This window comes from Cognatundibacterium jejuense (genome assembly GCF_014284255.1).
Classification (GTDB): Bacteria; Pseudomonadota; Gammaproteobacteria; order Burkholderiales; family Burkholderiaceae_D; genus Undibacterium; species Undibacterium jejuense.
In genome coordinates this window covers 1-22,500 of sequence record NZ_JACOFV010000009.1, presented here as the reverse complement: position 1 = coordinate 22,500, position 22,500 = coordinate 1, and the positions used below count along the sequence as shown (strand labels likewise).

Here is a 22,500-nt window from a genome sequence, read left to right as displayed (position 1 = left end):
TGCCATGTTCAGGCTGATCAGGAAGTATATTTCATTAAAAGGGCAAAAGCACCAGCAAAAAAAAGCGAATATTTTCTCCAGGCGATACCAGCACATAAGTGGTTTTTGCTGAGCGGCAAGATATTGAGAACGGAAATGAGGAAGCGTTGCGTGGGCCTGATCGATGTGCTTGAGTGATTGTTGTTTGTGTTGCTGGCTGCCTAAACCTTTATTTGGTAAGGTGAGACGTCACCAGCTGCTGTTTTCTCGCCGCAGCCTTGTGTATTCAGCTACTTAGTTACGTGCAACATGTCAGGGGTGTTGGTGTTCCAGTCGAAGGCCGATTGCCGTGCGGGCCGGGAAACCCTTCCAATAAGTGTGGTCTGTATTGTAGCTGCCATCTGTTGCGACCGACCATTTGCCATCTTGAGCGTTTTCTATGACGTTAAGATAAGCATCTTTGCGGACATCATTTTTCAAATATTTATCCAAAAATGCAGTCACAAAGTGCTGAGAAATATTATTCATCCGTACGTTATCCCAGACCGCATCGAGGTAATGCTCTGCTGGAATAAAATGTAATTTTTCTGAATACTTCCAGGTTTCTTTGGGCGCCGGAATCGGTGCGCCTGCATTATGATTTGCGTTCTCAAATGTCAGTAAGTAGCGTGGTGCATTGATCGTATTCTCGTAAATATTTCTGACACCTGGCCGGTAGCCAGAGACATCGTCCGCACTACCTGCAATATAAAATATCGGGGTATGAATGCCAGCTAATCCTTGTTTGTCCCATATACCCATATTCCAGCCCCAAGGGGCAAAAGCGACTGCTGCTTTGATGCGTTTATCTATGCTGGCGAGATAGTTAGCATTTCCTGATTGGCGTATCTCCAATGCACTATCTGGTACACCGATTGGTGACTTCACTGCGGCTTCACTAACACCACCGCCGACGGTATTGACGACCCCATAGGCGCCCATCGAGTAACCGATTACGCCAGTGATATTGACATTAATCATGCCTTTCAAACCATGGGTCGTTTCCTTATTTAATTTCTCCATTTGGTTTAAGACGAATAACTGATCTAAAGAGCGATTCATCAAGGTACTACCAAAACTAGACTGGTCCTGATAAGTGCTGTCCGTATGATCAATCGATGCAACGACATAGCCTTTGCTCGCCAGATTTTCAACCAAATGACTCAACAAAAAACGGTTGCCCGGATAGCCATGTGAAACGATCAGCAAAGGATATGGCCCGTCCGCACTGTTTGCTCGTGCATCGCGTACTGCTTGTCCCCAAAGAGTTGCTTCAGTGATCCCATCGCGTGTCATCGCATGTAATGGTGTACTTCCTGCTTTTTGATCAGCATTTAAACTGGCTGGATACCATATTTCAACAGTCAGCGGTCGGTTGTAGACGGGAATCTTTTCACCAGCTTTCGCTTTCACAATATCCAATTGATTTTCATGGGTAAAGTGCAGCGTCTTTACACCTGTCTGATAGGTACCATAGTGAGCGAGTTCTGGCGCATCAGGACGTATGGTGTCAATGCGATTTTCTTGTGCTAATACTGTGCAGGTCTGATTGCACAGCACGAAGGTAATGAGAGACACGACAATGCGTTTAAGGAACGGAGTCATTATTGTTTGTGCTTATAAAAATTTCGGCGGCGGGCAGAAAAAAACCAATGCGTGACTCTAGGTGGAATTGCATTGCTTGAAAAGCATTTAGCGCGTTTTGACAGATAATTTTTACTAAGTGATGTATTTTATCGATAGGTGGTATTTGGTCATAAAGAAGTCACGTTAATTTGATAGGCGGAATAACATATAGATAAAGAAGCCGTTCATCTTGAACGGCTTCTTTTCTCGTGATTGTCAGACTTGGCTCAGAATGAGTAAAGTCTGCCGTCGTCAGGCTTATTTTCACATATATCTCTACATATAAGCATGAATATCAACTTCATCAATTTGCTCCGGCTGCATAAACATATAGGCATATTCGAGATATACCCCGGAACGCAAGAACAAGGCAAATATATCGCTATCGATATGCTGATCTTTTTTCATGAAACTCATGATATTCAGCGCTTCAGATAAGGTTTTTCCTTTTTTATAGGGGCGATCTGATGCAGTCAGGGCTTCAAAAATATCGGCAATCGCCATGATCTTTTCTTTGACGTCCATTTCGTGACCGTGCAGGCCTTTAGGATAGCCCGTACCATCCATTTTTTCATGATGACCACCTGCAATTTCTGGCACCCGGCTCAAATGACGTGGAAACGGCAACTGCTTTAACATCATAATTGTCTGCACAATATGCTCGTTAATTTTGTAGCGCTCCTCTTCGGACAGCGTGCCACGCTTCACTTTTAGGTTGTAAATTTCACCGCGGTTGTACAAATGTTCCGGTACCTTGATATTGAATCCCCACGGATTATCGACGTCTATCTGGTCATGTTCTTCTCGAATGAAAATATGTTCAGCTTTGTCGTCCAGCACTTTTTCCATTACCGGTAGTGCTGCTTCAGGAATACGATTTTTTCTTTCTCTTTCGTTGTAAGAGATGCCGATACGATCAGATAAAGTACGCTCCCATTGTCTTTCTGCAATTTGATGGATGCGTGCCATTTTTTCTTCGCTCATAAATTCGCCGCCTTCATTGCATTCTGCGATAAAGGCAAATTCGGCATCGATGTCGGATAGCGTCTGATCGCGCTGTCTCTTCAGCTGGTCTGGATTACCACCTTCTGCCACAGCCTTCCAAAAATTGATGTGCACATCGCGCTTGATGACTTCAAAACGCATGCGAACTTCGTGAATACGATCATATAAGGTTTCCAGTTTGGTGGCCTTATCGACGATGTACTCGGGTGTCGTAACTTTACCGCAATCGTGCAGCCAGGCGGCAACGTGCAATTCTTCCCATTCTGCGTCGCTTAGACGAAAATCGGCAAATGCACCTGTATTTTCATTGCAGGCAGCTTGCGCCAGGCTCTTGGTGAGCATAGGAACACGCTGGCAATGGCCTCCTGTGTAAGGGCTCTTGGCGTCAATGGCACCCGCAAGCAATTGAATAAAGGCCTCAAGTAATGCCTTTTGTTCTTGTATCAGGCGCTGATTTTCTATCGCGATAGCAGCGGTGCCGGAAACGGCGACTGCCATCGCCTGACGCCCAACATCGATGCTGCTAGCATTGATTAAGAGTGCAATAGCGCCGACTAATTGATTTTTTCTGTCGCGCAATGGAATGGCAATCAGAGTGCATTCGTGTTGGTACTCGGCGATGCCACCAAAGTACTCGTGCAATGCTTCCACCCCGAGGCGTGTCACTGATGACGTCTGATGGCACACCAGAGCAACGGGATGAGAAGCTGTCGTCGGGATGATTTGTTGTTCAACGTTGACGACATGATGATCCATATAAACTTGTACCGACTCAAGTGAAGATTTTTGGGGATCATATAAATACAAAATCGCCGTATCTGCAATCGTGATTTCGGATAACTCCCTTAAGACGGTAGCAAGCAAGTTATTGAAGTTGGTCTCACCGGTAAGATTGCTGGCAATGTCTAAAAATGATTGTATCGTAGCCTTCATTCCCGACATGGATGTCGCCAGATCAGAAATCTCTTTGATGTGCGATTTGATGTTGATCGGGCTTTGGAAATCAAAATGGGCAATTTTTTGGGCTTCTTGAGCCAGTTGCACCATCGGTCTGGAGATTCGTTTAGAAAGCAAAAAGGTGATCAGGATGGCAATTAGGAATAGCACACCAAAAAAAAGCATGCTTTGCTTTTTCATGGCAATAATATCCGCCAGTAATTCCTGGTGCGGGCTGGCAATTAGTAAAGTCAATGGTCTGCCACCAGGGATGTCGATATTTTGTTTGTAGGTAGCCCAGTTTTCTCCGTCGATATCGATAGATTCGCTTAGGGCACCCTTGGCAGATTTCAGTTTAAGTACAGTATTTAACACAGGAACATCTTGTTCCATCAATCTTGACATGTGATGGGTGCCATCTTTGTCTGTGATTATTTGGGGGCGAAACGGCATTTTGTCGCCATATTGCAGGGCCAGAATCTGTGCATTTTCATCGATCAGAGCGATTTTGCTAGATGGTGTTAATTTATTGTTTTCCAGCGTCTGTAAAATGGTAGGCAATTCAATGTCGATACCTATTACTGCGTCTGCGTCTGCAATTTTTTGTGAATAGGTAACGCCGATTTGATGATTGGTGAAGAAGTAATAGGGCTTGGTGACATTCACATGGTCTGGAGCATTGATGGCGGACTTGTACCAGAGCGTCTCGCGCGGATCAAACTTTCGGCGCGTAATTTTTTTACGACTGGTTTCTTCTAGTAGTTTGTTAAAACTAATGACGTGTTCGACCAATTTTTTGTGCTTTAAACTGGTACTTTGAACCACCCAGGCAGTGTCGGCTGGTACATGAAAAAGTGAAGAAGAGACTGAGTTTTGTTGGTATTTTCTCAGAAGAAAAAACTCGCCATCAACGTATCCAATAAACGCTGAGGTCGCAGAGGGAATACTGGCAACGGCTTTCGCCAGGTAAGCAATGTGCTCCAGTCTGTCATCAAGTTGATCACCGGGTATCGGCATTGATTGCGCCAGAATTTCCGTTTGATTTTTAGCGGGCGTATAAATTGCTTGAATACTGTTGGCAACTTGCTTGCCAGTATGTTCGTAATTGCTATTAGCCTCATGCAGGATAATCTCGCCCATTTTATTAAATTGAACGACACCGATTGCAAGCGTAAAGGCAAAAATTAAACCGGTTAAGCTATAAGAAAGATAAATGTGAAACGGCCACTTTTTAGACGCTTGCATTGCTTATCCTTTCATGGTCAGATTCATTCTGATCAGAAAGTATATTGCACAAAAAACAAAATAATAAAATTTTGTTATATTTTTTTGTAAATGAATTGTACAAAGTCACGAATGAGCAATCTTGCCTTTGGCAGGGTGGAAAGAAACGCTGGATCAGAGGATGGCATAGATGCAAAATTGCAACATCACTGTGTTGCAGGAGGCGGCTATGAAGAAAAAAGCCGTTTAACTTACGCTAAACGGCTTTCAAAGCGGATATTGAAATTATTTTGCTGCGGTGTAGTACTTGATCAGGTAAGCGTTGTAAGTACCATCCGATTTCGGTACTCCACTGACTTGTACTGCTGTTCCTGCTTTGGATACGCCATTCGTCAATGCGGTCAATCCGGCTGTGGTGGTGATATCGATAGGGCTGACTGTGACGACATCTCCAGTACGATCAACTTGGTACACTAAGGCTGCGGAACCGGCTGTTGCATTTACGTTGACCGTGACAGCATTAGATCCGCCTTTTGCATTAATCGCAAAAGTATAGCTATTGTTTGTGCCTGAGGCAGCTACTAGCGGCGTTGCGACAGTCGTATTTGGAATAGTTTGTGGCATGAATATCGCATATGGAACAGTCCAACCACCAGTACCAGGATTGCTGGTGCTGGCAGCCCACGTAGCGTATGTCAGCACTATTGGGTTATAGGTAATGGGGGGATTTGTTCCTGTGCTTCCAAAATTAATGGCACCTGTGGTTCCGATAAAATTCGTAATCGCATTCGTCGAACCGGATGTATAGGTAACAATGGTTGGATAAGCGTAATTCCAGTATTTGAAACCAGTAATTGTTGTTTTGGGGTTCAATGGATCAACGCCGTTCGGTGTCGTTGCACTGATATAGCTCAAAGCCACGCCTTTGTAATTATCCGTCGGTGTCGGGAATGTCGACGTCAAGCTAAAGTTGGTGGTGTTCGCGTTTGTCACTTTGCCTTGGTATGGTGCTGTCTCAATATCAACGGTTGCAGCGTGCATTGTCGACGCCGTTACATCTACTGGCGTGATTTTGACTTTAAATCCTCGCACCAACGAACCGCTGGTCAGGAAGCTCGGTCCGGTACCAATTGGTGCCGCATCCGATGAGGTATTCGGGGTCCGGAAGAAGAATTGCGTCGTTGGGTCAATTGCTACAGTAATCGGCTTCCCGTCTGCGTTATCTAACACCATCGTTGCACCAGTGGTCTGATCAGCATGTATGACGTGACCCTCTGGGCTGATAAAAATCTTATTGAAGTTTGTCGAAGCAAAAATACGTGTCGCGACCAACGTGCCATCTTGTTGGTAACGCGCAGCAACGCGAACATATTCGCCAGTTTTTTGTAGTGCAGCGACCACTGCTGCGTTGCTGAAATCTTTGATCGTGCCGTTGTTTGTCTTGTTGTCCAGATCGTAGAACAAGGTACCGTTGGTCGTGTCTACATTGATAGTCAATGCCTTACCCGTATCGACAGGGCTGAAAGTATTCCCGCCACCACTCGTAGATAAAGTGCCTGTATCTCGTTCTATCACCATTGTATTGGTGGTGGTCGAAACCGATGTAACGCTGCCATACATGTGGCGTAAAACCAGACGGGTCAAATCATCGACAGGTTTGTGTTTGACCGGGCCGTTAAAATTCACTGACCAGATGATGTTGCCGCCATTGGCTGGAATATGGCCGACAATAAATGCGGGATGGTTGAGATCAAAATCAACATTAATCCCGTTACTAGTGGTACCAGTAACGGGCGTAGGATTGGTCGCAGAAGTCGCTTGCGGTGCAATAAATGGCGTTGCAAACTTAATTGGAACGGTCACTGTCTGGCTACCAGTAGCGCCGCTCGCACCTTGAATATTAATCCGCGTCTTTGGAATGACTGTGCTGGCTGCTTCTGGAAAGCCAGATTCAGGATCACTGGCAACGGTCAATCCCACATCACCAGGGTTTGCACTAATGGTCAGCGTCGCGCTAACGTAAGTAGTACCTGCTGTCAGGCTGGCGGAACTCAATTGCTCAGCCAGATTGTCCAATTGTTCTAGATTGCCAGACCAAGGAGCACTCAATAAATTCGACGTCACGTTTCCATTGGAATCGGTAAAAGTGATACCGTTAATAATGACATTAATCGCGGACCAGTCATCAGAAGATGCGTCACTGATCATTACCGGTACATTGACCGACTGTGGCGAAGTAACGATTGGTGGCGTCGGTGGTGTTGATGTGCTTGATGTGCTTGAATTAGCTGGAGATGATGAGCCGCCACCACCGCAAGCAGCGAGGCAGGCAAGCATGATGGCACTAAGTGCGAATTGATGATTTTTCATGATGTGAGTATCCCTTGTGAGAATAATGGTTGTTATCGATTGAGATTGCGCAACAAGCTACATACTTAGAAATGCCAATTTACAAAACAGCCCAGTGATAGTGAAATGAAGAAGACTGACGCAAGCAAAATTTTGGCTCGTCCATTTACCTATACGTGGTTAAACAACTCTATGAAATTTTTATGAATGATCGATGTTTTAGATCGCTTTTTACCTTAGCCGATTTCGACAATAACTTACCTTCGTTAGTTGTTAGTTGGTAACATCTCTTGATTAAAATTTGTTTCGTTGCGTATCGTTCTGTGTAACTCATCAAAATCAGCAATCGTTTGAAATTTGTGTTCAAGAATTGACATTTTTAATTCATCAATATCGTTCTGGTCTGGTAACTGTTGTAGCCTTTTGATCAGCGTATTAATTTTGATATGTTGCGAGGCGAGCATGCTAAATAAAATGAAAATAGCAAGTGTTGACAGGCAAAAGAATAGATCAGTTTTTGAGGCGAATTGTGGTGTCATAAGAACTACCAATTAACGTTGTTAAATTAAACCTGGTTGCGCGGTATTGATCTTCTGTCAAAAACTGACCCGCACTATTTTTTATTCAATAGATAAGCTCTCGATTCATAATTTAGACAATCGTGACATGCAATTAAACGTATAGATACGAGGAAGATCGAGGCATGGATCATAAGACCTTGGCCGTCGATATATCAACATGAGCCATGAACGTGTGTTACGTGCCAGCAGTTGACCGTCAGAAAGTAACGTATTTTGCAAAAATGTAAGGGAATGAAAGGCGCAAGTTTTATTGCGTTTGCGCATGTTTAGCAGGTTTTTTAAAAAGCAGCAGATAAACAGATCTGGTTTGTAAATTCGAAATGTGTTGTTGAAACGGAATTTTGTTGTATCTATAGTGGAACAGGGGACGGTATTCAGAGGCAATAATTTTTTGTTTTGGCAATACATATTTATTCACGGCACTATAATGGAGTGAGTGGTTTTATCCTAAAATAAAATTATCGAAATTATCGAAATTATCGAAATTATCGAAATTGCTCAAGAAAGTGATAAAGAGAATTGGGGATAGCAATCTTCTCAGGTCACGGTGACAGATACATTTTTGAGTGCCAAAATTTTTAAGCGATTTGAGAAAACGAGATGAGATAGCTTGAGAAAATAATAGCTTTGGCTATGCAATTTAGTATTACGTTTTGCCACAGTTTTTAATCAACATCCATTGCAAGAAAATTTCGCTCACCAGAAATGTTGGATTAAATAATGCATTTTTTGAGTTTTACTCATGGCTTGAAATTTCGGCTCATCGCCGTTGGCTTGCTATTCATTTTTTTTGGGAGTGTTATCCGCTACAACATCGCTGCGCATATGATTCGTAACAATATGTTGGAAGTGGTTTCTGCTCAACAAAGTTCGTTAGCAACTTATGTGGCGTTGGATATCAACGAGAAGGTTCTTCAACGTCAGCAATTGTTGGAAAAAACAGCGAATGAGTTTCCTTTGCCATTGTTGACTCAGCCGGCTAAATTGGAAGCATGGCTGCAACAACGACAAGAATATTCTCCGCTGTTTTCACAAGGGATGGTGGTGGTTCCTAAAGATGGGAAAGGCGTTATCGTTGATTATCCGCATATTAGTGGCAGACATCAACTCGACTTCAATGAAAGAGACTGGTTTATCGCGGCGCGCGATGGTGCTGATTTTTACATAGGTAAACCTGGAATCAGCCGAGCAACGCATCAGGGAGTGGTTAATATGAGCGTGCCGATCAAAGACGACGGTGGTCATATTGTCGCTGTTTTGATGGGGAGTACTGAGCTAAGTATGCCGAGCTTTCTTGACTTGTTGGAAAAAATTCATCTCGGAAAAACCGGTGATTTTATTTTGTTTTCTCCGCGAGATCAGCTCTTTATATCCGCTTCAAGACCCGCGTTACGTTTGCAGCGTGCGCCGGAAATTGGCCGTGATTCTTTTCATGACAAGGTCATGCTGGGTTGGCGCGGGTCTGGTGTTAATACTGATTCTGCTGGCGTAGAAATGTTAGTCGTAGCAACCGATATCCCAGCCGCGCAGTGGATACTCTTGGCAGAGATACCAACCGATGAAGCCCTGAGCCCGGTTAGTTTGATCTGGGGTACGTTTGTTCGAAATAGCGTAGTTTCGGCATCGATTCTGATTTTAATTTTGGTCATGTTTCTGGAGTATGCATTCAGACCTTTGCGATCCTCAGCTAAGCTTATGCGCGAGATGGCACAAGGCGATAAAACGTTGAGTCGAATCGTCGTAAAGAGAAAGGATGAAGTGGGCTTGATGCTGGAGAGTTTCAACTTATTAGTTGATAAGCTTATCGCAACTGAAGTGCAAATGAATTATCTTGCCCATCATGATGCTTTGACAGGCCTGCCGAATCGTCGTTCCTTTATGATTAGCATGCGCCAAAGCATGGCTTTAGCAGGACGTCAGGCAAATAAATTAGCTTTGTTTTTTGTTGATTTGGATGGCTTTAAACTAGTGAACGACAGGTACGGTCATGCAGTCGGTGATCAATTGCTCAAAGAGGTCGCTGATCGTCTCAGGGATGGTGTCCGGCAATCAGATCTGGTTGGTCGGCTAGGGGGAGATGAATTTGTTGTGCTCGTAACTGAGTGCAATGATAGATCCACTGCTGCATTAATCGCCAGCAAATTGGTCGCTAATTTATCAGAAGTATTTTATATCGGTGATTTGGTGTTAACTGTCGGAGCGAGCATTGGTATCGCCATGTTTCCGGACCACTCTCAAGAATTAGAAACTCTCATGACCTTGGCAGACAAGGCAATGTACAGAGCCAAAAAAAACGGAAGAAATTGTTATAAGTTTTCGTTAGAAACTGATGATGAAATTTATGAAAACTGAATTAAATACTTGGTTCTAAATTCACTTGAAAATACCAAGAAAGCATTGAATTTTGTCCTTAAAAATTAACTGAAACAGAAAATTGCCGGGATGCTTTTTTGGCAAAATTGTCGCCAGTTTTTTATTCCTTGTTGTTTTAAGAAAGCGACATGTGGAGAGGAATTTTCATTAAAGAAAAAATAATTTATTGAGAAGCTATTAATATGGGGATGGTTTTTTAGATATTTTTTCTATCTATTTTTTTTACGTAAAGTCTTTTAATAAAACAGTAGTCAGATAGCTCAATGTAACTCGATGTTTTTTTTGTTACGGATGTTGACATGTTTACGCGTCTTGCTAATATGAACTAACGTTGCAATTGGTAAACATATTAATTTCCTTGTCTGAGAAATGTATATAGAGACACTTTCCCGACTAAGGTGTGTTCCAGATAGCGTTTCTATCACAAACTTTCAACAGTCTTGCCAGATAAGCGGGGTAACTGATGATAACGCTTAGTGCGAGTTTGTTTGTATTTTAAAACTCGATGAGTTAGGGTGTTGAAGTGAGAGACTTTATTGAAATTCTCATTATAAAAAAATTAAAATCCGGGATCATCCCAACGATCTTGGTTATGTGAATTTGTTAATGAAGTTTAAACAAGCTTGAAAAGCTTGCCGCAATCTGTGCAGAATGCGTCGTATCGGACTGGTTACGTAAAATACACTAGGTCTTTCTCGATATATTGACTGTTAACTTTTGAGTGGGGAATTTGAATGCGAGTTGATTCGTTTATGCGCTTGAAATCTAATCAATTTTTACAGCGAGGATTTACCTTGATTGAAGTGATGGTCACCGTGGCGATTATTGGTATTTTAGCTGCGGTCGCTTTACCAGCTTATACCGATTATGTTTTGCGTGGTCAGATCACAGAAGCCACAAGTAATTTATCGTCGATTCGAGCCAGTATGGAGCAATATTTTCAAGACAACAGAACTTATGCTGATGTGGGTGGGGCGATCCTTGCACCCTGCAATGCGACTAATCTGGCCGCGATTCAAACCAAGTACTTTACACTCAGTTGTCCGGTACAAACGGCGACAACTTATACTATTACTGCTACCGGTATCGCCGGCAAAGCGACTGCTGGTTTTACTTACAGTATTACGAATGCCAATTTTCAGACTTCGACGATGGGATCTCGCTGGGGCGGTGCTACAAATGCGTGTTGGATAGTGAGCAAAGGGTCGACATGCTAAAAGTATGTTCCAATCGGGGATTTAGCTTAATTGAAATGCTGGTGGTGATTTCGTTATCTGCGATTTTGCTATATCTTGCGCAAGCTGGATTTTCTGGTTGGATTAGCAATAGTAAAGCGCGCAGTGTTGCTGAGGCAATACAAAATGGCTTGCGCGCAGCGCAAGCCGAAGCGGTAAAGCGAAATCGGCAAGTAGCATTTGTTCTGACCAATGCTGCGCCAGCTGCAAACGTAGCGGCTACCACCGGCGGGAAGAATTGGTATATCCAGGTATTGCCTATCTTTGCGACAGAGGTTGTTGATACACCGTATGTCCAAGGTGGCTCATTCGGCAACATAGGTCCGGGCGCCGTGGTAACTGGTCCTGCGGCCATTTGTTTTAACTCGATGGCACGTATGGTAGTTAATACTGCAACAACGACGACTGCGGCATTCGGTGTTGGTTGTGCAACTGCAGCCGCTACTACCTACACTGTAACGATGCCTGCAGCAAATCGCACTTATCGGGTGCAAGTTTCTATGGGTGGGCAGGTGCGCTTGTGTGATGCGAGCAGAGTCTTATCTGTTGCTAATCCAGATGGTTGTTAAAATGAAAAACGTACTCCAAATTCCCAAAAAACAATCTGGTCTGTTGTTGGTAGAGGTGCTTGTTTCTTTGTTGATATTTTCTTTCGCTGTGCTTGGTCTGATTGGCCTGCAGGCAACGGCGACTAAGTCATCATATAACTCAGAAGACCGGATGCGCGCATCGGTTATGGCTAACGAACTTGTCGCAACGATGTGGAATCAACAAACACTGACTCTGCCTGCTGCTACTATCACAGCATGGACAGCAAGGTTAACTAACACAGCTGTTTCCGGCCTTCCGGCTGCCACGGCGGTCATCAGTGTACCTGATGCGAATGGTGTGGTGACGATCACCATTACCTGGCAAGAACCTTCATTACCCACGACTAGCCAGTACATTACTCAAGTTGCTATGCCATGAAAATTCAATTGCATTATCGTAAGCGTGAACAAGGCCTTTCTCTGGTCGAATTATTGGTCACGGTTGTGATCGTGTTGCTGATGTCGCTTGCAATTTCTGGTGTATTGTCAACCAGCGAAGGCAAAAAACGGACGATGACGTCTGTCAATGATATTGATCAGGCCGGTAACTACGCAATGTACCAATTGGAAAAAACGGTGCGGGCAGCAGGCTCAGGCATTTCTGATAACTTTCAGCAGGTTTTCGGTTGTCAGATATTTTCGGCTTTAAATGGAACGCAAATATTGCCGTTCACACCAGCGATGGGCGCGCCATTTACGGCATTGAATACGGCGCTTGCAGGTGTTTATAGAGTTGCACCGTTAATTATTGCCAAGGATCTAACGACACCAAATGTCAGCGGAAAAAAGTCCGATGTGTTAATTACTATGACTGGAACTGCTGGGTTTGGAGAAGTGCCAACACCATTTACAACTGTCGCTGGTCCAGGTCAATTGAATCTGATTAATTCTATTGCCTTTAATGGCAATGATTTAGTGTTGATATTGGATCAGGCAGTCACCAATGGTTCTCCCTGCATGATTCAGCAAGTAACTGCTGGTTATGCGGGGGCAATTAACGTAACCGCAGTTCCTTTAAGCGGTGTCTATACTTCCAGCCCTATCGGCACGACCAGTTTAGCTAATTATTCAGGGAATGCGTTCGCAATGAATTTGGGTAATGCTACTGCAAACATGCCAAATTTTCAGTTAATTGGTGTTGGTAATAACAATGTCTTATTTCAATATGATCTTTTACAAGGGGCGACATTTAATACGGCAAACGCGATAGCTGACGGTGTTTTTGAAATGCATGCATTATATTTTGTCGATACCAATGCCGATGGCATACCTGATACTTTTATCGATCCGGGAACTGCCGGGTTTGATTTTGTAACATTGGAAAGTGGTACTGCTGCATCAGTTGCGACCTTGAAGAGTATTAAAGCGATTCGTCTGGGGCTGATCACGCGGACATCTTTAAGCGAAAAACCAACTGTACCGCCCGCTACGACAGGTCCGCTAACGTTATTTTCTGATCTGGGCGCGCCTTTCACCTATACTCGTACACTCAGCACGGCTGAGAAGAATTTCCGTTATCGTACGATTGAGCTAACCATTCCATTACGTAACTCATTGCTGTTAAATTAGATCATGATATTCACCAACATTTCTTCGTGTAAGTATGGTTCGTCACGAACGGGTTTCAAACCAGTCCGCGAGCATGGTGTGATCTTGTTTGTGACTTTGGTTGCACTTTTGATTTTGATGATATCAGCGATAGCGATGGTGCGATCCTTTGATACTTCGTTAGTTTTGGCAGGTAATTTAGCATTTAAACGTGATCTGATTAATCAGGGGGAACGCGGTGTTGTAGCTGCCAAAGCGGAGATTCAGAACCCTGCGCAACTCGGTACCGCAATTGCTTTGCAAACTAGTGCCCCAGCATTTAATTACTCAGCAACGCTGCTACCATCGGACGCCCACGGATTGCCATTAATGATAACGAATGATGCGTTGTGGACCATGACGGGTGCTGACATCACTGACGCCACGACCGGCGTCACGATTCGATTTGTGATTGACCGTTTGTGCAATTTGCCGGGACCGACAAGCACAGCCAGTTGCATCGTCGGCTCAACGATGCTTTCCACTGGTGGAACTGCCAATGTTTCTAAAGGTGTACCAAACGGTCCCATTGTTTATCGGGTCAGTGTGCGGGTCAGCGGCCCAAGAAATACGCAGAGTTATATGCAGACGACGTTGTCGATGTAATGATGTTATTGACGACAGACTGTAATTTAAAGGAAATGAATATGAACAAGCTCTCTTCGTTTAATCTATTGCCTGGGTTTTTTACATGCATTACGGCTGCTTGTATGTTGAGCTCTCCCACCATTGCGCATGCACAGACTATCATCGCCGATCAGCCTCTTTTGACATCTATCGCCGTTCCAGGAAATTTATTACTGTCTTTGTCGGTTGAATATCCGACCGCCTTGAGTTGGGCTTACCCGCCAAGTACCAATCCATATACTCCTGCAACCAATTACCTTGGCTATTTTGATCCTGGTAAGTGCTATGTATATAACAGCTCTGCAGCCGATGATGTTGCCGTAAATACGAATATGAAGGGTTATTTTCAGTCTGCTGGATTGGCGACGAATCATGCATGTACCAGTTCGTCAGCTATGTCATTGTGGAGTGGTAACTGGCTGAATTGGGCGTCCATGCAGACGATTGATACTTTCCGTTGGGCTTTAACCGGTGGATATCGGGTCATCGATACAACGACTAGCACTGTATTGGAAAGAACCTGGGCTTCAGGACAAGGCGGTAAAGATGAAACTGTTAACAAGAGTATTACCAATGCTTCTTATATTGCCGGCGCAACGCCATTTAATTGGTCGACTGTCACGTCCCGTGTTTGGGGGACTGGTAATCAAATTTGGGTATCGGGCGTGAGTGCTTCTAGTCTCGATTCTCCAAGTGGTGTTTCTGCATCAACCGTATTTCCCGCCACCGGTACAGTGGCTTATTCTGGGCAAAACTCCTACAACTCATCTAATTTAGCTAATTCAAGCAAAGTTTACGCTTTAAATGCACGAGTAAAAGTTTGCGATACAACTATCGGCGTTGAGTCGAATTGCACGGCATATGGTTCTGGCTATAAACCTGAAGGATTAATTCAACAATATTCACAAAAAATTCGCTTTGGTGTATTCGGTTATTTAAATGACAATTCAATACAGCGCGACGGTGGTGTATTACGTGCGAACATGAAATTTGTCGGACCAATACAACCTGCTTTGCCAGGGACTACGGGAAATCTTGGACAAATTATTGCTGGTACGAATACGCAGACAAATCCATATGCTGAGTGGAGTGCAACGACAGGGATATTTGCCACCAATCCAAATCCAAGCGATGCATCTAATTCTGGTGTGACTAATAGCGGCGTAATTAATTATTTGAATAAATTTGGTGAAGCAGCGAAATCCTATAAAACTTACGATCCTCTCAGTGAATTGTATTATGCAGGTGTGCGTTACTATAAAAATTTAGGTAATTGGCCCACCTATACGTCCAATCCTACTGCATCAATGATTGATGGTTTTCCTGTGATTACCTCTTGGAATGATCCGATTCTGTACTCGTGTCAAAAGAATTTTATTTTGGGCATTGGCGATCGCAATACGCACGCTGATGCAAATTTGCCTGGTAGTACCATAGGAAATGCAAGTTTCGAAACAGCGCTGAGGCCAACGGATACCACTGTGAATGTTCAGACTGCAACCAATATGGTCGGGACTTTAGAAGGGGTCAGTAGTCTTGGGACAACCTTATTTGGTGACTATTCTTCGTATTTTATGGCCGGGCTCGCCTACGATATCCATACGAATGATATGCGACCAAACGAGTGGGCCAATACGGACGGTACAACGCCGAAATACTACACGCAGACAGTCGCAACATACTGGGTTGATGTGCAAGAGAATCAAGCCTATGCCAACAACAATCAATTCTATTACGCCACGAAATATGGTGGCTTTTCCGTGCCAAGTGGCTTTCAACCTTATGCATCAACTAATTCCAAAAATACGCTTACGGTAAAAAATGGTGCCGCAGCAGCCACCACAATACCAATGACGAACGCGATGTGGCATACCAATAGCGATACATTCGGATCTAATTTGCGTCCGGATAATTATTTTAGTGGTGCGCAGGCGAATGTCATGGTTGCTGGTTTGAATAGTGCTTTCGCTAGCATTATTAGTAATATCAGCGGTTCCTCAACGACTTTCTCATTCACCTCGGGGCAAATAACAAGTTCCAACAATATTAGCTATGCGAGCCAATACAACTCAGGTAACTGGACAGGGGATGTCGTTGGCAGCTCCGTGACCTATGACGCGACAGGCACACCAGCTTTCACCTCCATCTGGGACGCGCAATCTTTACTGGCAACACAATCCACAAGACAAATTGTGACCTGTTGCACGGGCACGGGGGCTGGTTTTCCATTTCAGACGAGTAATGTAAGTTCAAACAATCCTACAGGTTATGCAACATTTGCTAACGTTCCGGGTGTTGCCGCCGGATCGCAATCGTCAGCAAATTATCTCGCCTACCTCAGGGGAATCCGGGCTTTGGAAATTGGCCAGACTAACGGTGTGTACCGAACCCGTGCAGCAGTACTGGGTGATATTGTCGATTCAAAGGTGGCGGCAGCTGGCCCACCAAACAGTGCTTTTTCTGAAAGTTTTAATCCTGGATACACTGCGTTCAAAACAGCGTATGCATCACGTAAAACTGTAGTTTATGTCGGTGCTAATGACGGCATGGTTCATGCGTTTGACGGCTCAAATACCAGTACGGGAGGCGCTGAATTATTTGCTTATATTCCAAGTGCTGTTTATGGAAATAGTAGCACTGGACCAGTAAGCGGTTTGGCATCCTTGGGTAATCCGACGTTTGTGCATCATTATTTGGTTGATGGCCAACAGCAGGTGTTTGACATCGACATGAATCATACCGCCAACAGCAGCAGTACAACTCCGTCATGGAAGTCAGTATTAATCGGTGGATTGGGTAAAGGCGGTATTAGTTATTATGCGATAGATGTTACAGACCCCTCCACCTGGACGAGCGAGACTGCGGTTGCTAGTAAAGTATTGTGGGAGTTTCCTAAAGCCACAGATACAACAACTGTGAGCCAGATGGGATATTCTTTTGGTCCGCCAGTTGTCGTAAAAACTGCCAAGTATGGCTGGGTTGTGGTCTTTACTTCGGGTTATAACAACTCAGACGGTAAGGGGTATTTTTTCTTTGTTAATCCTGCCACTGGAGCCTTACTGGAAACTGTCGCTACCGGAGTTGGCTCAACTTCTAATCCGGCTGGACTAGCCTACGCCTCTGCTTATGTTGCCAGCTTTAGCGATAGCACGGCCGACGCTATTTACGCAGGTGATTTGCTGGGGAACGTATGGCGCATTGATGTGACCACGACAACTGGTAACTATGCGACACCAACGAAAATTGCTGTATTAAAAGACTCTTCAGGCGTAACACAGCCTGTAACGACTCGCCCACTGATTGAAGTTCAGCCAGGAACATTTAAACGCTATGTCTTGCTTGGCACGGGCCAGTTGTTGAGTACACCTGATCTTTCGAGTACACAAATACAGACCTTTTATGCAATTGTTGATGGTACGGCGACAGCATTTTATACTGCGACGACTTTACCCAATGGCGTAAGCTATCCAATTGCTCGCAGCAATATGGTGGCAGATACCAACCTTACATCGGGAATTGGTTCTGCTCCAAGTAGTCCAATGGGATGGTATATCGATTTACCGACGAATAGCGTTGGAGTTGCGGCACGGGTTGTGGTAACACCGAGCAGCACCAATGGAATGGTGGCATTTGCAACGGTCACACCGAATGGGGATCCGTGCAACCCTTCATCCAGCGGTTTAGTTTATGCGATAAATATAGGAAACGGCACATCTGTGTTAACTAACTCAAGTGGTGGCGTGGTATCTAATATTTCCAGCGGCACAATCTCGGATGTTGCATTTCTTAATATCAATGGACACGTGCGCTTACTCACCGGCGGGCAACAAGGGGTGGCTAGTCCCGTTCCACCTCTTGAAACGTCAGTAAATTTTAAACGTATCAATTGGCGGGAATTACCGACAGCGGATTAAATCATTTGTTGATGCAGGGTAAATATTTTCAAATCAATACGGGCAATGTCACATCAGTGGCATTGCCCATGCGTACAAATACTTTTCGATTTCTGTGCTTAACAGCTTCTTTGGTCGTCCATCTGGTTGCGTTTCAATTAAGTAGTGATAATGTCACGGGCGAGCGCCGAAAGCACGCCAACATCGACGCCAGCCAGCACATTTTGTATGTTAGTTTTTTTCGTGCTCCAGTTACAAATCCTCAATCCATTTTCAGGCCAACGTCTGAGATCGTGTTGCCGCCGGATGCGTCCAGGTTGAAAGCTGCGCGAAACGAGGCAGAAGTTCAATCTACCGATCCCATCAAAAAACATCCGGAACTCAATGATCAGCGACCTTCCACTTATATGCCATCAAGTGAAATGGACATTCCTGCTGTGCCTGTCTCTGAGCCAAATTTTGAAACAGTACAGTTTCAGCATCATGTATTGATGCCAGTCCGATTACGTATTTACGTTGATGCTAAAGGCCTGGTGAAAGATGTCAGGTTGTTAGACGATGGCGGAGCGACCGCTGAAACATTAGATCAATTGCAGGCAGTATTTTATGCAACAAGATTCATCCCGGGGCGTCGTTATGGTCGTGATATGTCTTCTTATATGGATTTAGAAATTAACTTAAACGATTTGGTGTTGATTCTGCCTTGACCAACGAATCAATAATTGCGTTTTTTAACGAAAAGGGAGAGTTAATCGTGTCAACTCTCCCTTTTCATTGAGGCGTCACTGTCTGGATTGATATCAGACAGAGCGATAGCCTTGGTTTTATTTACTATTGTTTCCCGGTGTCGAATACATCTGAATAACTTTCTCTACTCCGGCGCTACAGACATCACAAAACTTATCGCTTCGATCAAACATGATGCATTGCATTGCTGGACGGAAGTAGCCATTTGATTCGTAATTCGCACCTTCAAACGCGCCAGTGACGTGTTCAAATTTAGCCTCTGAAAACAACTTTTTACTAAAGGCGAGATCCTCTTTGAATAAGGTACTCATTTCTGATTCGGGGCGATTTTTCGCGCGCAGTTCAGCACGAATCTTTTGATACGTTTTGGCATGCTCATCGTAAGCTTGCTTAGGCCATGTTGTAGGTATTGGCGTATCTGTTGCGACTTTATCTTTCCATTTTAGGTTGGCTGGATCGAGCAATGCTGTCGCATTTGGTTCCCAAGGTTCGATTTTGGTGGCACTCGGTTGATAGGCAACAGGCGAGGTGTAGTACTCGTCGGCGAGGCCTGCAAAATGATGTCCGAATTCATGCACAAATAAATAATTAGACCAATCACTCTTGGCTGCTGCGGTACTGAATTGACCAAAAATGCCGCCACCGCCATAGGTTTCGTTATTGACTAAAATTTCAATGAATTCGTAGGGCGCATATTGAGCTATATCGCGTAAGGCACGATTATCAGTGGTAAGCACGTAGCGTTCACTGCCAAAAATGTCATAGCGGGTACCCAAAGCTGATGCATGGTGAATACCGGTTGATGGGCGTGATACTCCGGATTCTTGCGTAGGAACAGCCATGGCCCAGACGTTGAAATCTTTCGCATGCTCTTTGAAAGGTGACACCTCAAACAAATGCTTACTCAATCTGGTCGCGTCGGCTTTGAATTTCGACATTTGTGCTGCGGTATAACCATCACCCAAAATCAATAAATCGACCTTATCTACCGATGCACCTGAAACATGAATTGGAATAGGTTTTGCTGGAGCAGGGCCTTGTTTGCGAATCACATCTTGCGCGTCCGTATCTACGTCAACGCTCCAGGAAGGTACAAAGGCGTTGTTTGCGTCGCGCTTAAAAAGACTGACTTTGACCGGATGTTCTGGCTTAGGAAAACGCACAGACTCTTGAAAGCCGCGGCTGATTTTACTGGCTTCATCAGTGCTGCGCCATTCACCAAATACCGTCGAAAAACCACGTGAATATAGCAATTTCCCTGTGGTCAGATCGGTAACTTCGACTTTATTGTTGCCGAGGTTGGAATTATCGATGGCTTGGTTCATATTTCCCGGCCACGGCAATGGTTCTACCAAGACTCGTTCCAGCGCATATTGCTCTGCGGCGGCATTGCCACTATGCATGTAGTCAACACGTATCGTTGCTGGCTGGGCGGCGTAGGCGAGTTGCGATAAACCCAGTAGTGCTGCGCCAAAAAAGGCGTAAGGTGAGTAGGTCATTAGGGCTCCGGATAATAGATATTGTTTTACCAAAATACAATTGTAAACCCGGAACCTTGCTTGGTGCACCACCAAAATCACGCTGTAATCTGTGGTAAGCATCAAAAATGACCAAACGTCACACAGGCAGTTCGATATTTAACTTATTGCAAAGCCTGTATGTTGGCGCTTGAGTAAGATAATTTTTCAGCTATTTTGTATAGCGTGCATGTCCGTTGACTACATCTTGGATTTTAAACATGGTACGCTGCTTTTTACTCGATGCGTTTTTTCGTCAAATTTATTTGAAATAGAATTTAAAAATTAAGACGAAAATTTATCTCAATAAATCAATGTCTTCCTGTTAGTGGATATTAAATTAGGCAGAGTGATTTGGTAATAGTGACCGTGCGACTGATGTGGCAATGGTTTGAGCCAAATCTGGATCACTCACCGCGCGCGCCAAAGAAACGCCACCAATCAAGCATGCCAGTGCAGCCAATGCAGCCTCTACATCGTTTGGTAAATCAGGCGATGCTGGCCCATTCACGATTAATTTCGCTACCTCACGGAGTTCTATCTCAAAAGCTGTGCGTGATAATGCGTCAGAGCGGACTACTTCAGACGTTAACGATGGCAATACACAACTTTCGGATAAGTCGCAAACGCGTCTCTCATTGAGATAGAAATTGACAAATAAATTCCACCACTGCTTTCCGTGTTCTTGCTGAAATTGGAGCAGTCCATTTTTTAAATATGTCATTCCGTGAACCACAACTTCACGAAACGCATGCGCTTTGGAATCGAAGTGTACATAGAATGCACCGGAAGTGACTCCGGCTTCTTTTGCCAGACCATCTACTCCCACACCAGCAAAGCCACCTTTTCTAAAACCACGTCCTGCACCCTCTAAAATCCGTTGACGTGTTTGAAATTTTTGTTCATTCCGAGACATGTTTCCCTCATTAAACTTTTAATTATTCTCAAATTATACTTGTTCACATAACGATCGTCATGTATATTGAAATAACGGTCGTGATTTAAAATGTTTGGACATAGAGAACACAACTGAAAACTGATTTGCGTTTAAATACGTTTGATAAATGAAAGATACTCATGAATACTCTTAATAAAGAAAATACCAACGGTAATAATAGCCACGCTAAGACTATCGTCATTACGGGTAGTAGCAGCGGTTTTGGCGCATTGACTGCAAAGGCGCTTGCCGCAAAAGGACATAATGTCATCGCGACCATGAGAGATGCATATACTCGCAATGTCGCTTTCAAGGCTGAACTGGAAGCCTTCGCAAAACAAGGTGGTCATCAACTCGAAGTCGTAGAGCTGGATGTAACTAGTGATGATTCTGTCGAAACGGCAATCGCTGCCATTGCAAAGTCACATGGACGCATAGACGTGCTGCTTAATAATGCTGGCGTGATGAATATTGGCGTGACGGAAGCGTATTCCAGTGCTGAATTGCAAGCGCAGTTCGAAGTCAATACCTTTGGTCCGGCACGTATGATACGCGCTGTGTTACCGACCATGCGAGCACAACGTTCGGGTTTGATTGTGAGTGTTACGTCACTTGCCGGGCGTGTAATTTTTCCTTTCTTTGGTGCATACAACGCGAGTAAGTTTGCTTTAGAAGCGTTGGCTGAAGCATACCGTTATGAGTTGTCTGGCCTTGGTATCGATTCAGTTATTGTTGAACCAGGTCCGTTCGGAACGAGTTTGCTAACAAGAAGTCCTGCGCCTCACGATCAAAATATCGTTGATGCTTATGGTGACATCGGAAAAATTCCTGAGGCGATGAAAGCAGGATTTCAAAGTATGTATGACTCACCAGAGCCTCCACGTGTAGAAGATGTAACGGATGCCATTGTGAAACTCATAGAGCAAACATCTAAACGACCATTGCGTACTGTAGTGATGCCCAAAGGTATGGATTTCGGTGTTGAAAAATTGAATCAGCGTGTGAGTGAAATTCAGAATGCATTGCTCACAACCATGCAATTTGATTCAATGATTTAAATTGACGGTAATGTCGCAGACAAACCAGGTATCTTTGGAAAGCACTTGACTTCTCTTTTAGGAGTCGAGTTGAGCCTGTAAGAAATTCTGTGTAAATGCCACGGAACAAATTAGTGATCGTATTTTTGAATGCGGTCACCAAACTCAATCATAAAACGATTTAACGCCATACGCCAATTTTGAATAGGCATTGTCCA

15 protein-coding genes are annotated in these 22,500 nt (G+C 44.2%); 9 read left to right on the top strand and 6 right to left on the bottom strand.

The window, feature by feature from the left end:
• Window positions 1-291 precede the first annotated feature (291 nt).
• The 4 genes from H8K32_RS10625 to H8K32_RS10610 all read right to left on the bottom strand — a co-directional run bounded on the left by H8K32_RS10625 (window position 292) and on the right by H8K32_RS10610 (window position 7,697).
• Window positions 292-1,623, bottom strand: coding sequence for an alpha/beta hydrolase family protein (locus tag H8K32_RS10625; protein ID WP_186912481.1), 1,332 nt, complete (start codon window positions 1,621-1,623; stop codon window positions 292-294).
• Window positions 1,624-1,920: 297 nt separating this feature from the next.
• Entirely contained in the window at window positions 1,921-4,830 is a 2,910-nt protein-coding gene (locus tag H8K32_RS10620; protein ID WP_186912480.1) for an HD domain-containing phosphohydrolase, read from the bottom strand.
• A 264-nt stretch (window positions 4,831-5,094) separates the two neighbouring features.
• Window positions 5,095-7,179: a DUF4382 domain-containing protein gene (locus H8K32_RS10615; RefSeq protein WP_186912479.1), complete on the bottom strand. Its 2,085-nt coding sequence runs from the start codon at window positions 7,177-7,179 to the stop codon at window positions 5,095-5,097.
• 245 nt (window positions 7,180-7,424) lie between these two features.
• Window positions 7,425-7,697: a hypothetical protein gene (locus H8K32_RS10610; protein WP_186912478.1), complete on the bottom strand. Its 273-nt coding sequence runs from the start codon at window positions 7,695-7,697 to the stop codon at window positions 7,425-7,427.
• Window positions 7,698-8,459: 762 nt separating this feature from the next.
• Here H8K32_RS10610 and H8K32_RS10605 point away from each other — a divergent pair.
• From H8K32_RS10605 to H8K32_RS10570, 8 genes are all read left to right on the top strand, one after another.
• Entirely contained in the window at window positions 8,460-10,091 is a 1,632-nt protein-coding gene (locus H8K32_RS10605) for a sensor domain-containing diguanylate cyclase (protein ID WP_186912477.1), read from the top strand.
• A 773-nt stretch (window positions 10,092-10,864) separates the two neighbouring features.
• Window positions 10,865-11,329: a type IV pilin protein gene (locus tag H8K32_RS10600; RefSeq protein ID WP_186912476.1), complete on the top strand. Its 465-nt coding sequence runs from the start codon at window positions 10,865-10,867 to the stop codon at window positions 11,327-11,329.
• Entirely contained in the window at window positions 11,323-11,916 is a 594-nt protein-coding gene (locus tag H8K32_RS10595; protein WP_186912612.1) for a pilus assembly FimT family protein, read from the top strand. Before H8K32_RS10600 ends, H8K32_RS10595 begins: the two co-directional genes overlap by 7 nt.
• A gap of 1 nt (window position 11,917) precedes the next feature.
• Entirely contained in the window at window positions 11,918-12,316 is a 399-nt protein-coding gene (locus H8K32_RS10590; RefSeq protein WP_186912475.1) for a type IV pilus modification PilV family protein, read from the top strand.
• Complete coding sequence (locus tag H8K32_RS10585) at window positions 12,313-13,506, top strand: PilW family protein (protein ID WP_186912611.1); 1,194 nt, start codon at window positions 12,313-12,315, stop codon at window positions 13,504-13,506. The genes H8K32_RS10590 and H8K32_RS10585 overlap by 4 nt, the downstream gene beginning before the upstream one ends.
• A 3-nt stretch (window positions 13,507-13,509) precedes the next feature.
• The gene (locus tag H8K32_RS10580) at window positions 13,510-14,130 is read left to right on the top strand and encodes a pilus assembly PilX family protein (RefSeq protein ID WP_186912474.1); all 621 of its coding nucleotides are present in this window, start codon (window positions 13,510-13,512) and stop codon (window positions 14,128-14,130) included.
• A gap of 41 nt (window positions 14,131-14,171) precedes the next feature.
• Entirely contained in the window at window positions 14,172-18,065 is a 3,894-nt protein-coding gene (locus H8K32_RS10575; protein WP_186912473.1) for a pilus assembly protein, read from the top strand.
• A 68-nt stretch (window positions 18,066-18,133) separates the two neighbouring features.
• Window positions 18,134-18,751, top strand: a complete 618-nt coding sequence (locus tag H8K32_RS10570; protein ID WP_186912472.1) for a hypothetical protein — start codon at window positions 18,134-18,136, stop codon at window positions 18,749-18,751.
• Window positions 18,752-18,868: 117 nt separating this feature from the next.
• Here H8K32_RS10570 and H8K32_RS10565 read toward each other — a convergent pair whose 3' ends face one another.
• Both H8K32_RS10565 and H8K32_RS10560 read right to left on the bottom strand, forming a co-directional pair.
• Complete coding sequence (locus H8K32_RS10565) at window positions 18,869-20,290, bottom strand: IgA Peptidase M64 (protein ID WP_186912471.1); 1,422 nt, start codon at window positions 20,288-20,290, stop codon at window positions 18,869-18,871.
• Window positions 20,291-20,648: 358 nt separating this feature from the next.
• A complete protein-coding gene (locus H8K32_RS10560) occupies window positions 20,649-21,224 on the bottom strand; it encodes a TetR/AcrR family transcriptional regulator (protein ID WP_186912470.1) in 576 nt (191 codons plus the stop codon).
• 161 nt (window positions 21,225-21,385) lie between these two features.
• Here H8K32_RS10560 and H8K32_RS10555 point away from each other — a divergent pair, with 161 nt between their 5' ends.
• The gene (locus H8K32_RS10555; RefSeq protein ID WP_186912469.1) at window positions 21,386-22,303 is read left to right on the top strand and encodes an SDR family oxidoreductase; all 918 of its coding nucleotides are present in this window, start codon (window positions 21,386-21,388) and stop codon (window positions 22,301-22,303) included.
• Window positions 22,304-22,500 lie beyond the last annotated feature (197 nt).